The sequence below is a fragment of the Tenacibaculum adriaticum genome (assembly GCF_008124875.1).
GTDB lineage: Bacteria > Bacteroidota > Bacteroidia > Flavobacteriales > Flavobacteriaceae > Polaribacter > Polaribacter adriaticus.
In genome coordinates this window covers 14,802-28,801 of sequence record NZ_VNIA01000003.1, presented here as the reverse complement: position 1 = coordinate 28,801, position 14,000 = coordinate 14,802, and the positions used below count along the sequence as shown (strand labels likewise).

The 14,000-nt window shown below is 33.6% G+C and carries 12 protein-coding genes; 9 read left to right on the top strand and 3 right to left on the bottom strand.

From position 1 onward, the window contains the following. Positions 1–49: 49 nt before the first annotated feature. The 3 genes from porK to topA form a co-directional block, all read right to left on the bottom strand. Complete coding sequence (porK, locus tag C7447_RS09115; RefSeq protein WP_148870212.1) at positions 50–1,423, bottom strand: T9SS ring complex lipoprotein PorK/GldK; 1,374 nt, start codon at positions 1,421–1,423, stop codon at positions 50–52. A gap of 102 nt (positions 1,424–1,525) precedes the next feature. Beyond that, entirely contained in the window at positions 1,526–2,686 is a 1,161-nt protein-coding gene (locus C7447_RS09110; protein WP_148870211.1) for a formimidoylglutamase, read from the bottom strand. Positions 2,687–2,721: 35 nt separating this feature from the next. Continuing rightward, entirely contained in the window at positions 2,722–5,205 is a 2,484-nt protein-coding gene (gene topA / locus C7447_RS09105; RefSeq protein WP_148870210.1) for a type I DNA topoisomerase, read from the bottom strand. A gap of 203 nt (positions 5,206–5,408) precedes the next feature. Between topA and miaB the strand changes: the two genes are divergently transcribed. From miaB to C7447_RS09060, 9 genes are all read left to right on the top strand, one after another. After that, a complete protein-coding gene (gene miaB, locus C7447_RS09100; RefSeq protein ID WP_148870209.1) occupies positions 5,409–6,863 on the top strand; it encodes a tRNA (N6-isopentenyl adenosine(37)-C2)-methylthiotransferase MiaB in 1,455 nt (484 codons plus the stop codon). A gap of 43 nt (positions 6,864–6,906) precedes the next feature. Next, positions 6,907–8,136 (top strand): sigma 54-interacting transcriptional regulator, encoded by a 1,230-nt coding sequence (locus C7447_RS09095; protein ID WP_148870208.1) that lies wholly within the window; start codon positions 6,907–6,909, stop codon positions 8,134–8,136. Between the two features lie 22 nt (positions 8,137–8,158). Continuing rightward, complete coding sequence (locus C7447_RS09090) at positions 8,159–8,665, top strand: LptE family protein (RefSeq protein ID WP_148870207.1); 507 nt, start codon at positions 8,159–8,161, stop codon at positions 8,663–8,665. Beyond that, entirely contained in the window at positions 8,659–9,369 is a 711-nt protein-coding gene (locus C7447_RS09085; protein ID WP_148870206.1) for a hypothetical protein, read from the top strand. Before C7447_RS09090 ends, C7447_RS09085 begins: the two co-directional genes overlap by 7 nt. Further along, complete coding sequence (gene secG, locus C7447_RS09080) at positions 9,369–9,710, top strand: preprotein translocase subunit SecG (RefSeq protein ID WP_148870205.1); 342 nt, start codon at positions 9,369–9,371, stop codon at positions 9,708–9,710. Before C7447_RS09085 ends, secG begins: the two co-directional genes overlap by 1 nt. 173 nt (positions 9,711–9,883) lie before the next feature. Beyond that, positions 9,884–10,159, top strand: a complete 276-nt coding sequence (locus C7447_RS09075) for a co-chaperone GroES (RefSeq protein ID WP_148870204.1) — start codon at positions 9,884–9,886, stop codon at positions 10,157–10,159. 20 nt (positions 10,160–10,179) lie between these two features. Then, a complete protein-coding gene (gene groL, locus C7447_RS09070; protein WP_148870203.1) occupies positions 10,180–11,814 on the top strand; it encodes a chaperonin GroEL in 1,635 nt (544 codons plus the stop codon). Between the two features lie 227 nt (positions 11,815–12,041). Further along, positions 12,042–12,935, top strand: a complete 894-nt coding sequence (locus tag C7447_RS09065; protein WP_148870202.1) for an AraC family transcriptional regulator — start codon at positions 12,042–12,044, stop codon at positions 12,933–12,935. Between the two features lie 81 nt (positions 12,936–13,016). Continuing rightward, a complete protein-coding gene (locus C7447_RS09060; protein WP_148870201.1) occupies positions 13,017–13,847 on the top strand; it encodes an SDR family NAD(P)-dependent oxidoreductase in 831 nt (276 codons plus the stop codon). Positions 13,848–14,000 lie beyond the last annotated feature (153 nt).

Sequence of the window (14,000 nt, the reverse complement as noted above, 5' to 3'; positions counted from 1 at the left end):
ATTTTTTAATTTTTTTGTTTTAATTAGGGATTTATTTATTGTGTAATTTTTAATTCTTTTTTGTTCCTAGGTAATCTTGTACTGTTCTAAAACCAATGTAGCTTCTTGCTGTATCCGCATATTCCCAATCACGAGAACCTACTTCTAAAAAGTATGCAACATCTTTCCAAGAACCACCACGAACAATTTTACGTTGATTTTCTCTGTTTTCAACATTTGGGTTCATCGTTGACCCCATGTAATAAGACATTTGATTATACGCTGTATTTGTCCATTCTGCTACGTTACCCGCCATATTGAATAATCCAAATCCGTTAGGATTGTATGAAACTGCTTCAACTGTATATAACGCTCCATCTGCAGCATAATCTCCACGAACTGGTTTAAAATTTGCTAAGAAACAACCTCTATCACTTGTTGTGTTAGGTCCTCCCCAAGGATATTTGGCGTAGTCCAAACCACCACGAGCAGCGTATTCCCACTCTGCCTCTGTTGGCAATCTAAAACCTGGCACTAAGCCTAAGTTCTTTCTAGATCTTTGGTACGTATTTTTCTTTTGAGTTCTCCAATGACAAAAAGCTCTGGCTTGATCCCAATCAACTCCTACAACAGGATAATCTTCATAAGCTTTATGAGCAAAATATTCTTGATGCATTGGATCATTATATGAATAATTAAAATCTTTAATCCAAACTGTTGTATCTGGATAAACGTTTAACACTTCATTTTTTAAGAAATCTTTTCTGTTTTTACCGGTTCTTGCAGCCTCTTCATTATCAAACCAGTAATATCTATAATTTAATAATTTTGTATCGAAAGTTCTGATACCATTTAGAGCTTCATCTTTTTTAATATACAAAGAATCCATCACCTCAACGTAATCTGTATCTGGGTATTCTTCTTTATCCCATATTAATTCTTCTTGCCAGTTTAGAGGTTTTAACGAATCCATACCTTCCCCTACTTCATAGTAGTTCTCTCTCATGTATTTTTGGTACGATGTTTCATTAACGGTATCTTTTGACGCGAACGCATAGCGTTGAATTCCTACTGCGTTTTTCCCTGCATTTGCAGGGTCTGGATCTATAGAAGAAAATTCTGCTTGATACGCTAACTTAGTCCTTGTAATAGAGTCTCTAACCCAATATACAAATTCTTTATATTCACTATTGGTAACTTCTGTTTCATCCATATAAAACGGTTGAACTGTTACTGTTCTTGTTGGCGCATTCATAGCTCCTAAAGGATCTTCATCTTGTTTACCCATGGTAAACGAACCTCCTTTAATAAAAACCATACCGTATGGTTTTTCTGCAAACCATTTTCTTTTTGATTTTACTCCAACTAACTCACCTCTATCGTTGCTTGAACCACAACTATAAATGATTGTTACTAATAGTGCAAGTACTGCTACTTTCTTCATATTGTATTTCTTAAAAAAGTTCGTAACCATTGTCTTTTTAACACTTAATAAATACGCTTTAACTAACTATTTATTTTTATTACGCGTGCAAATATAATTTTTTTATGTTAGCTTTTGTTGTGCTTTAAACCATCTTTCAGGAATTTTTTGCTCCATCGCTTTAACATAATCTTGATATGCACATGGTATTAACGCGTGTCGTTTATATTTATTATCTGTTATTAAATTAATTTCCATCCACCAACGACCACTTTTATCACTTTTATAAAAGTTAATAGGATCATCATCTTCTAGCATAACACTAAACTTTTGATAGCTTTCTTTGGTTGAATATGGGTAATCTTTTGCTCTAAAATTAACCCCTTCTATAAAATACCAAACCATTTGCGCTATCAAGTGCGCTGTTTGTTCGTGCTGGTCTAATCTACAATTATATTCATAAACTCCAAAAGAAGTTACTTTATCACTTATACCAGCATAACGTGCAACTGCACAAATTTCCTCTCCATAAAACCCATTTGGCGATGCGTTTTTGTTGCCAATAGCTTCACTTTGCCTAACAGAACCCATATCTATACTTACAATATCAGCATCTCTCATGATAGGCTCTACCAACTCTAATCTTTTAACTTCTCCTAAACGAAAAGCATCAAAATATAGTTTTTGCAATAGGTTTATTTCTTCTTGAGAATTAAAATAAGTTTGGTAGCCAATATTACTATAATTAAATAAATTATTAGGCTTTTCCATAATTATTTTACTCAAAAAAGAAGTTGATGTTAACTCATCGTCTATTGCTCCTAAATCAAACCGACTATCTACAGAAACTAAATTTACAGTTTGCTCTAGCACGTCGTATGCACGATAATTTGCGTAAGTCAAATCCTGACTTCCTCCTATAAGAATTGGTATAATATCTTGTTTAAGTAGCGATGTAACTGTTTCGGAAACTGCAAAATAGGTATCTTCTACCGAATTACCTTGCTCAATATTTCCTAAGTCTACTACTTTTGTATGCCAATTACCAGGAAAAAGTTCATAAAACTTTCTTCTAATATTTTTAAGATCTTCTCCACAACCGTCGTTATCGACAGCTTTTCGTCCTTCTTTAACCCCAATAATTGCTACGGAAACACCTTCCAAATCGGGGAACCCGTTTTGGTGAGAATGAATTTGAATAACGCTACCCAAACTCATTGGTGACTGCAACACCGTGTGTGCAATCACTTTTTCATCGACCGGTGATAAAAAATCAGTATTCATCTTTGGGGATTATGAATGGTTGGCAAGATAAAAATTTATTTCTTTTTTGTCGTTTTTCTTGTTGTTTTTTTCTTCGGAGTTTTAGCTTCTATCATTTTTTCAGCTTCTTCCTTTGTTAATTTCTCTATTTCCGTCGTTTTCGGAAGCTCAATTTTTATCTTTCCTTTTATAACATTGAAGCGTCCCCAACGTGCTTTTTCGACTCTAATTCCAACATCTTCCCAATTATGAAGCACTTTTTCACGCTCTTTTTTCTTTTTATCTTCAATTAATTCTTCTAAATCAGCTTGAGACAGATTATCGAAATCATATTTTTTATTGACATTGATAAAAATTGAATTCCATTTTATAAATGGACCAAATCTTCCAACTCCTTTTTGAATTGGCAACTCTTCGTAATATCCAATGGGCGCATCCGCTTTTCTTTTTGCCTCAATAAGTTCAATAGCTCTACCCATATCTACCGACATTGGATTTTCTCCTTTGTCTAAAGACACATATTTTTCATCAAATTTAATATAAGGGCCAAATCTACCGCTAGCAACCACTACTTCTTTTCCTTCGTAATCACCCACTGTCTTTGGAAGTTTAAATAAATCCATCGCCTCTTCATAGGTTAAACCACTTAGAGTTTGATCTCCTTGCAAACTTGCAAATTTTGGTTTTTCTTCATCGGTAGCTTCCCCAATTTGTACCATGGCTCCGAAACGACCTAAACGTACATATACGTTTTTACCACTTTCAGGATCTATTCCTAATAATCTTTGTCCGCTTGCCCTATCTGCATTTTCAGCAACATCTTCTACTGTTGGATGAAAATCTTTGTAAAAATCTTTTATTACTGATTTCCAATTCTCTTTACCTTCTGCTACATCATCAAAATCACTTTCAACTTTTGCGGTAAAACCATAATCGAGAACTTTCGTGAAATTTTCTACCAAGAAATCATTTACAATATTACCAATATCTGTAGGCATTAATTTTCCTTTATCAGCTCCTACTTTTTCAGTTAATTCTTCTTCAGAAATTGAATTCCCTTTTAAAATTAATTGCGCATAATTTCTTTCATTTCCTTCTGCCGTACCTTTTTCAACATATCCTCTTCTCTGAACTGTTGAAATTGTTGGCGCGTATGTAGACGGACGTCCAATACCTAATTCTTCTAACTGCTTTACCAGCGATGCTTCTGTAAATCGAGATGGTGGACGTGTGTAACGTTCTGTAGCTGTAATATATTCATTTTCTAAAACTTCATTCACTTTCATTTGGGGCAACATACCATCTTGCTCTTCATCTTCATTGTCGTTTCCTTCGAGATATACTTTTAAGAAACCATCAAATGTAATTACCTCTCCGTTTGCTGTAAATTGTTTTTTATTTTTATCATTACTTATCTTAACATTAGTACGCTCAAGTTGAGCATCACTCATTTGTGAAGCAATTGTTCGTTTCCAAATTAAACTATATAATCTATCTTGATCATATTCAACGGAAACTTCTTGAGTAGCGATGTTTGTCGGACGAATTGCTTCGTGCGCTTCTTGCGCTCCTTTAGATTTAGTTGCAAATTTTCTAGATTTGCTGTATTCAGTCCCAAAATTATTTGTAATTTCTTCTTTGATATTACTCATAGCTTCACGAGATAAGTTTACACTATCTGTTCTCATATAAGTAATTAATCCTGCTTCATACAATCGTTGTGCAACCATCATCGTTTTTGCCACAGGAAACCCTAATTTACGAGATGCTTCTTGTTGTAATGTTGATGTTGTAAAAGGTGCTGCTGGTGATTTTTTTGCTGGTTTTGTTTGTAAATCTGCTACTTTAAACCCTGCATTTAGGCAAGATGACAAAAACTTTTCAGCTTCCTCTTTTGTGTCAAAATTTTTAGCAAGTTTCGCTTTGAATTTTTTCCCATCCTCATTAACAAACTCTGCGTCTACCCTATAAGATGCAACCGGTATAAAGTTTTCTATTGCGCGCTCACGCTCTACAATTAGACGTACAGCTACCGATTGTACTCGACCTGCAGACAATCCTGCTTTTACTTTTCTCCATAGTACTGGCGAAAGCTCATAACCTACTATCCTATCTAAAACACGACGTGCTTGTTGCGCATCAACTAAATCATAATTAATTGTACGAGGATTTTCAATTGCTTTTAAAATTGCATCTTTAGTAATTGAATTAAATACAATTCGTTTGGTGTTTGTATCTTTTAGCTTTAACTGCTCTGCTAAATGCCATGCAATAGCCTCTCCTTCACGATCCTCATCCGATGCCAACCAAACAGTTTCTGCTTTTTTTGCTAAATCCTTAAGCTTTTTTACAATTGCTTTTTTATCTGAAGAGACTATATATTTAGGTTTAAAATCTCCTTCTACATCAACCCCTAACTCTTTTGAAGGTAAATCTGCTATGTGTCCAAAACTTGATTCAACCTGAAAATCTTTACCTAGAAATTTCTCTATCGTCTTTGCTTTTGCTGGTGACTCAACAATCACTAAATTCTTTGCCATGTATCTTTGTCTATTATCTTTTTCACCACAATATAAATGGTGGTATGTGTTTGCAAAAGTAGAGAGTTTTTTTTTATTGTAATTTTTTTCAGAAGAATTAACGCTAATTTAAAGAATAATCAACATGTTAAATTAATGACAATTTGTCACAGAATATATATTTTGGTTGTATCTTTGCCCACTATTTAGTATGATTTACGATTATGGAGCACGTTGAAAAAGTTATTGACGAAAAAAAACAAGGAGAAGCACTTGTTATTGAACAAAAAGAAGGTAACACTAAAAAACTTTTTATAGAAAGTTATGGTTGCCAGATGAACATGAACGATAGTGAGATTGTAGCATCAATACTTGCTGAAGAAGGTTTTAATACTACTCAAAACTTAGAAGAAGCAGATTTAGTATTGGTAAATACTTGTTCTATTCGTGAAAAAGCTGAAACTACTGTCCGCAAACGTTTACAAAAATACAACGCCGTAAAAAAGGTGAATCCGAAAATGAAAGTAGGAGTTTTGGGCTGTATGGCAGAACGTTTAAAAGCTAAGTTTTTAGAAGAAGAAAAAATAGTAGATTTAGTAGTCGGTCCTGATGCATATCGTGATTTACCAAATCTAGTTGAAGAAGTTGAAGCGGGTCGTGATGCAGTAAATGTAATTCTCTCTAAAGAAGAAACGTATGCTGATGTTTCTCCTGTTCGATTAAACTCGAACGGAGTTTCTGCATTTGTATCAATTACGCGTGGGTGTGATAATATGTGTACATTCTGTGTGGTTCCGTTTACTCGTGGACGTGAACGTAGTCGTGATCCACAGAGTATTATGGAAGAAATTCGAGCTATGCATGAAAAGAATTTCAAAGAAATTACACTACTTGGTCAAAACGTAGATTCATATCTTTGGTATGGTGGCGGATTGAAAAAAGATTTTGATAAAGCTTCAGAAATGGCGAAAGCCACGGCAGTTGATTTTGCTCAATTATTAGATATGTGTGCTACTGAATTCCCTAAAATGCGTTTTCGTTTTTCAACCTCAAATCCGCAAGACATGACTTTGGATGTGATTTATGTAATGGCAAAACATAAAAATATTTGCAAATACATTCACTTACCTATTCAAAGCGGAAGTAATGCGATGTTAAAAGCGATGAATCGTCAACATACTCGTGAAGAATATATGGAATTAGTTGATAATATTTATAAAATCATTCCAGAAATGGCTTTAAGTCAAGATATGATTGCTGGCTTCTGTGGAGAAACAGAACAAGATCACAAAGACACGCTTGATTTAATGGAGCATGTTAAATATAGCTTCGGATTTATGTTTGCGTATTCTGAAAGACCAGGTACGTTAGCTGCTAAAAAAATGGAAGATGATGTTCCTTTTGAAACAAAAAAGCGTCGTTTGCAAGAAATTATAGATCTACAACAAGAGCATAGTTTTTATCGTACAAAAGAGAATCTTGGAAAAATACAAGAAGTTTTAATTGAAGGAACTTCTAAGAAAAACCCTAATGAATGGAAAGGACGTAATACCCAAAATACGGTAATTGTTTTTCCGAAGGGAAATTATAAAATGGGGGATTTTGTAAATGTTAGAATTGATGATTGTACTAGTGCAACATTAATTGGAACACCTATTGGGTATTCTGAGAATAATTAGAAAAAAGAACAAAGAGACAAAACGTCTTTAATTCTTAATAAATATGGAAAACTTACAAGCTACAAAACAACGCTTTGGCATTATTGGTAATGATGCAAAACTTAACATGGCTATTGAAAAAGCTATACGAGTTGCCCCTACCGATATTTCAGTTTTAGTTACTGGAGAAAGTGGTGTTGGAAAAGAAAACATACCAAAGATAATTCATCAATTATCACACAGGAAACATGCAAAATATATTGCAGTAAACTGCGGTGCAATTCCAGAAGGAACCATAGATAGTGAATTATTCGGACACGAAAAAGGCGCTTTTACAGGAGCTACTGCAGCCAGAAAAGGTTATTTTGAAGTTGCAGATGGGGGAACCATTTTTTTAGATGAAGTTGCAGAATTACCACTTACCACACAAGTACGTTTGTTACGCGTACTCGAAAATGGAGAATTTATTAAAGTAGGATCTTCTGAGGTACAAAAAACCAATGTACGAATTGTGGCTGCTACCAATGTAAATATGCAGCAAGCTATTGCGAAAGAGAAATTTCGTGAAGATTTGTACTATCGTTTAAGTACTATTGAAATTTCTTTACCACCACTTCGTAATCGCGGTGAGGATATTCATTTGTTATTTAGAAAATTTGCAGCAGATTTTGCTCAGAAATATAGAATGCCAACCATTCGTTTAGACGAAAATGCAACGAATTTATTAATAAATTACAGCTACCCTGGTAACATCCGTCAATTAAAAAATATTACTGAACAAGTTTCTATTTTAGAAGAAAACAGAACTTTATCTGCAGAGAAATTAAAACATTATTTACCAACCATAAATAATTTACCTGCGGTAATCGGTAATACTAGTTCTAAAAACAATGATTTTGCTACCGAACGAGACATCATGTATAAAATATTGTTTGATATGCGTAACGATATTAACGATTTAAAAAAGTTAACGCTCGATTTAATGCAAAGTGGAGATGTTGAACAAGTACAGGAAGAAAATCATAATTTGATAGAGCGTATTTATCAAAATGATGATGTATTAAAACCTTCAAATATTGAAGTTTTAAAAATTGCTAAAACACCATCAACTGAAGATTCTTTTGATTTTGCTGAAACGATAGAAGAAGATGAAAGTTTATCATTACAAGAAAAAGAGATTGAGATGATTAGAAAATCACTCGAAAAAAATAATAATAAACGTAAATTGGCTGCTAAAGAATTAGGAATTTCAGAAAGAACCCTATATCGTAAAATAAAACAATACGACTTATAACTAATTTGCTACTTTTGGATTTATGCGAAAACTCATTCACCAATTTTTATTTTTTATAACGTCTCTAGTATTGATTTCCTGTGGAGCCTATTCATTTACAGGAGGAAATACAGGAGATGCAAAAACAATTCAGGTAGATTTCTTCCCAAATCAAGCACCTGTAGTAGAACCAACTTTAAGTCAGCGTTTTACCCAAGACTTACAAGATTTATTTACACGTCAAACAAATTTAACCCTAGTTACAGCTGGTGGTGATTTACACTTTGAAGGTGAAATTATTGGGTATAGAATTACACCGATGAGTGCAACTGCTAACCAAACGGCTGCGCAAAACAGACTAACTATTACGATAAATGTGCGTTTTACAAATCGTTTAAATGAAAAAGATGATTTTGAAAAACAATTTTCTTTTTATGAAGATTTTCCTGCCGATCAACTCCCTCAAGGCTCTGTTCTTGAAGGTCTTTTAGATGTTATTCTTGAAAGAATTATTCAAGATATTTTTAATGCATCAGTAGCTAAGTGGTAAAATCGGATTACATAGCGCTTTTAAACAACCCGAGACAAATCGAACAACACAACGCTTTTGAATTAAAAGCGATTGTTGATAAATATCCTTATTTTCAATCGGCAAGAGCTTTGTATCTAAAAACATTAAAAAATCAAGAAAGTTTTAAGTACAATAATGAATTAAAAATAACTGCCGCTTACACAACAGACAGAACCATTTTATTCAATTTTATAACTTCTAAAGTTTTCACTGATGTTATAAAAAAAGAATCTCAAGAGAAAGAAAAAGTAACTCAACACATCACCTCAGAAAGTAACTTTACAGAAATAACTGAAGAATTAGAAATTGGTAAACCGCTCCCTTTTACAAGAAACGAAACACATTCGTTTAATCAGTGGTTACAATTAGCCGCAAAAAAGCCAATTATTCGCGAGGCAGAACCTGAAAAAAAATCAGAAAAAGCAACTATTATAGATAATTTTATTGCTAACAGCCCTAAAATCCCTCGGGTAAGTAAAGCAATATCATCAGAAGTTAAGTCTATTGAAAAGCCTCAATTTCCACAATTAATGACGGAAACTTTAGCAAAGGTTTACTTAGAACAAAAGAAATATGAGAATGCAATAAAAGCATATGAAATTTTAAGCTTGAAATATCCAGAAAAAAGTGGTTTCTTTGCAGACCAAATAAAAAGAATACAAATTTTACAAAACAATAAATAATGACGACTTATACTTTACTTTTAATCTTAATATTGATCGTTGCTGTAGCATTGATTTTAATCGTAATGGTTCAAAACCCTAAAGAAGGTGGTTTATCATCTGCTTTTGGTGGTGGTGCTAGCACTATTGGAGGTGTTCAAAACACAAACAATTTTTTAGATAGAACTACGTGGACGTTAGCGATTGCTATGTTTGCTTTAATTTTATTATCAAACTTTGCAATTCCAAGAGGAAATACCGTAAACGCCCCTCAATTAGACGACACATTAAATGGTGTAGAGACTACTACTGTACCAGTAGAAACTACTCCAGCTACAACAACAAAAGATTCAGTTAATTAATTGTATTTTTAATAATATTCAAAATGCCAACGTGTCACTACGTTGGCATTTTTTTATTCCTCAAATTTAAGTAGTAAATTCGAGCAACGAAAAAATGGCAGTTTTTATGTATTGGCACACTTTCTGTCTAACTAAATATTCAAGAAATTAAATTAATCAAAATTTAAAAATAAATGGGATTAAAAATTCAACCTTTAGCAGATAGAGTTCTTGTAGAACCAGCTGCCGCAGAAACGACTACAGCTTCAGGAATTATTATACCTGATAACGCCAAAGAAAAACCACAAAAAGGGACTGTTGTTGCCATTGGGAAAGGCACAAAAGAAGAGCCTTTAACTGTTAAAGTTGGCGATAGTGTTTTATATGGTAAATACGCTGGTACCGAATTAAAATTAGCAGGAAAAGATTATTTAATAATGCGCGAAAGCGACATTTTAGCAATTGTTTAATCAAACAAAATTAAAACATAATGGCAAAAGATATAAAATTTGATGTAGATGCTCGTGACGGATTAAAACGTGGAGTAGATGCATTAGCAAATGCAGTAAAAGTAACCTTAGGTCCTAAAGGACGTAACGTAATTATTTCTAAAGCTTTCGGCGCACCTCACGTAACTAAAGATGGTGTTACAGTAGCAAAAGAAATAGAATTAGAAGATGCTCTTGAAAATATGGGAGCGCAAATGGTAAAAGAAGTTGCTTCTAAAACCAACGATTTAGCTGGTGATGGAACAACAACTGCAACTGTTTTAGCGCAAGCTATCGTTAAAGAAGGATTAAAAAATGTTGCCGCAGGTGCAAATCCGATGGATTTAAAACGTGGAATCGACAAAGCGGTTAGTACTATCGTAGCTGATTTAGAAAAACAAGCTAAAGAAGTTGGAAATTCATCAGAAAAAATTCAACAAGTTGCCGCAATTTCTGCGAACAACGACAATGTAATTGGTGACCTAATCGCTAAAGCTTTTAAGAAAGTTGGTAAAGAGGGAGTGATTACTGTTGAAGAAGCAAAAGGAATGGAAACTTATGTAGATGTTGTTGAAGGAATGCAATTCGACCGCGGATACTTATCTCCTTACTTTGTAACAGATGCTGATAAAATGATTGCTGATTTAGACAATCCTTATATTTTATTATTCGACAAAAAGATTTCTAACTTACAAGAAATTCTTCCAATCTTAGAGCCTGTTGCCCAATCAGGTCGCCCATTGTTAATTATTGCTGAAGATGTAGATGGACAAGCATTAGCAACTTTAGTAGTAAATAAATTACGTGGTGGATTAAAAATTGCTGCGGTAAAAGCTCCTGGTTTTGGAGACCGTAGAAAAGCAATGTTAGAAGACATCGCTATTTTAACAGGTGGTACAGTAATTTCTGAAGAAAGAGGTTTCTCTTTAGAGAATGCAACCTTAGATTTATTAGGTACTGCAGAAACTGTTACTGTAGATAAAGATAACACAACTGTAGTAAATGGTGCTGGCAACGCAGAGCAAATTAAAGCACGTGTTAACCAAATTAAAGCACAAATGGAAACTACTACGTCTGACTACGATAAAGAGAAGTTACAAGAACGTTTAGCGAAGTTAGCTGGTGGTGTGGCTGTATTATATGTAGGTGCTGCTTCGGAAGTTGAGATGAAAGAAAAGAAAGATCGTGTAGACGATGCCTTACACGCAACTCGCGCAGCTGTTGAAGAAGGTATTGTTGCTGGTGGTGGTGTTGCTTTAGTGCGTGCTAAAAAAGTGTTAGAAAAATTAACTACTGAAAACTTAGACGAAACTACAGGTGTACAAATCGTAAATAAAGCTATTGAAGCTCCGTTACGTACAATTGTAGAAAATGCTGGTGGTGAAGGTTCTGTAGTAATTAACAAAGTATTAGAAGGTAAAAAAGACTTTGGTTACGACGCTAAATCTGAAGAATATGTAGACATGCTTAAAGCCGGTATTATAGATCCTAAAAAAGTAACACGTATCGCTTTAGAAAACGCGGCTTCTGTAGCGGGTATGATCTTAACTACCGAATGTGCTTTAGTAGATATTAAAGAAGACAACCCAGGTGGTGGAATGCCTCCAATGGGTGGTGGAATGCCAGGAATGATGTAATGGTGAATCGCCATAGATAAGTAAGAATATCTTTACCGATATTTTTATGATATAAGTTTAGAAAGCAACCTCAAATGAGGTTGCTTTTTGTTTTAACGACTTAACTTTTTAAACAAAAACACAAACTTCGCTATCGGCAGATATAAGTGATTAATCTTTACATTTAGAATTGAAATTTTTTTACCAAATATTTTGTACTTTGATTTCGTTTTTACTAATAGTCAAAAATGGAAACACTAGAAGAGTTTTACAAATACAAAATCAATAAATATCCTGAAAATTTACACAAAACTATCGGACAATTCAATGTGTTTCAGATTGAAACCCGAATGATAAAAAACGAAGAATTACCTATTCACATTCGTAGAAATTTCTTTAAAATAATGCTTTTTTCAGGCGAGAATACTTTTAGATATGGCAATCAGAATATCAAAATAAACGGAAATACTTTAATATTTTTTCACCCGAATATTCCATATTCCTACCAACCTTTATCAACTAAAACCAAAGGATATTTTTGTGTTTTTAAAAATGAATTTTTTCAAGGCAATTACAAGTTAGATTTAGGTAATCTTTCTCTTTTCAAATCATCAAATCCGCCTATTTTTCAATTATCTGAAAGCAATTACCAAGAGATAGAAAATTTATTCTCAAAAATGCTCCAAGAAGTACAAGAAGATTATATTCACAAGTATGATTTAATTAGAAATTATGTGAGTGAATTGTACTTTTTGGCAATGAAATGGATACCACCCAAAAATCTCTTCCAATATGGAGATGCAAGTAAACGGATTACAATGATTTTTACGGAATTATTGGAACAGCAATTCCCTATTCAATACAAATCGGACAAACTAAAACTTCGTTTACCTAGCGAGTACGCAGAGAAAATATTTGTTCATGTTAATTACCTGAATAGGTGCGTGAGAAAAGTTACAGGAAAAACTACAAGCCAACACATATTTGAGCGAATAGGCACGGAAGCAAAAATCTTACTCAAACACACCGATTGGACTATTTCTGAAATAAGTGAAACTTTGAGTTTTGATGACCTTGCACATTTTAATAAATTCTTCAAAAAACAAACGGGAATGAACCCAACTTATTTTAAATCGGTTTGATTTTTACAAACATCTGTTTTTTTTCTACTACCAATACCCGAAAAATCTATTCTAATTTTGAACCCACAAAAGAGGATAAAAATGGAAAAATCAAATATTTGGTACGTTACAGGAGCGTCAAAAGGCATTGGCCGTTCGTTAGTAGAACAATTATTATTGCAAGGAAAAAAAGTTGCTGCAACTTCACGAAAAATCTCCGCATTCTCGGAAATTACAAATGAAAATTTATTGCCCTTGGAGGTGGATTTGACAGATGAAAAGTCAATCGCAACGTCATTAGAAAAAACTAAAAACGTTTTTGGAAAAATAGACGTAATTGTAAACAATGCAGGTTATGGAATTGGCGGTGCACTTGAAGAATTATCGGAAAAAGAAATAAATGACAATTTCAATGTTAATTTTTTCGCTGTTGTAAAAGTCATTCAACAAGCATTACCTTATTTACGAAATCAACGTTCAGGACATATTATCAATATTTCTTCAATAACCGGTTTTGCGCCCGGACTTGGTTGGAGTATTTATTCTGCAGCAAAATTTGCGGTAACGGGTTTGTCAGAAGCATTGGTAAATGATTTGAAACCATTAGGCATAAATGTTACAGCAGTTTTGCCCGGTTGGTTTCGCACCAACTTTGCCAAGCCAAACTCTATTGCTTTCAGCAAAAAACAAATTGATGATTATGCTTTTTTGAAAATTGCACACCAAAAAATGAATGAAATAGACGGAAAACAATTAGGCAATCCCGACAAAGTTGCGAACACTTTCATTGAATTAGTGAATAGTCAAAATCCACCAACGCTTTTGTTTTTAGGAAGTGACGCACACAAAAGAGCAACAAATAAAATCACTCATTTATCACAACAAATTGAACAATGGAAAAACCTTTCTTTATCAACAGACTTTGAAGAATAAGTAAATTGATAATAAAATAAAACCAGCTGCTAACATTGTATATAAGTCATAGGCGGAGTCTGTGCTTCGTCGATCTTTTTTGTATATTTAATATGCTAAACCGAAAGATTTGCGTAGTAAATCCACTACGGATCATATACGAGACGATAGCGA

What these genes read in the sequence shown, in the direction of transcription:
- groL (WP_148870203.1), top strand. Translation starts at nt 10,180, where the DNA reads ATGGCAAAAGATATAAAATTTGATGTAGATGCTCGTGACGGATTAAAA.
- secG (WP_148870205.1), top strand. Translation starts at nt 9,369, where the DNA reads ATGACGACTTATACTTTACTTTTAATCTTAATATTGATCGTTGCTGTA.
- C7447_RS09075 (WP_148870204.1), top strand. Translation starts at nt 9,884, where the DNA reads ATGGGATTAAAAATTCAACCTTTAGCAGATAGAGTTCTTGTAGAACCA.
- topA (WP_148870210.1), bottom strand. Translation starts at nt 5,205, where the DNA reads ATGGCAAAGAATTTAGTGATTGTTGAGTCACCAGCAAAAGCAAAGACG.
- C7447_RS09095 (WP_148870208.1), top strand. Translation starts at nt 6,907, where the DNA reads ATGGAAAACTTACAAGCTACAAAACAACGCTTTGGCATTATTGGTAAT.
- porK (WP_148870212.1), bottom strand. Translation starts at nt 1,423, where the DNA reads ATGAAGAAAGTAGCAGTACTTGCACTATTAGTAACAATCATTTATAGT.
- C7447_RS09110 (WP_148870211.1), bottom strand. Translation starts at nt 2,686, where the DNA reads ATGAATACTGATTTTTTATCACCGGTCGATGAAAAAGTGATTGCACAC.
- C7447_RS09060 (WP_148870201.1), top strand. Translation starts at nt 13,017, where the DNA reads ATGGAAAAATCAAATATTTGGTACGTTACAGGAGCGTCAAAAGGCATT.
- C7447_RS09090 (WP_148870207.1), top strand. Translation starts at nt 8,159, where the DNA reads ATGCGAAAACTCATTCACCAATTTTTATTTTTTATAACGTCTCTAGTA.
- miaB (WP_148870209.1), top strand. Translation starts at nt 5,409, where the DNA reads ATGGAGCACGTTGAAAAAGTTATTGACGAAAAAAAACAAGGAGAAGCA.
- C7447_RS09065 (WP_148870202.1), top strand. Translation starts at nt 12,042, where the DNA reads ATGGAAACACTAGAAGAGTTTTACAAATACAAAATCAATAAATATCCT.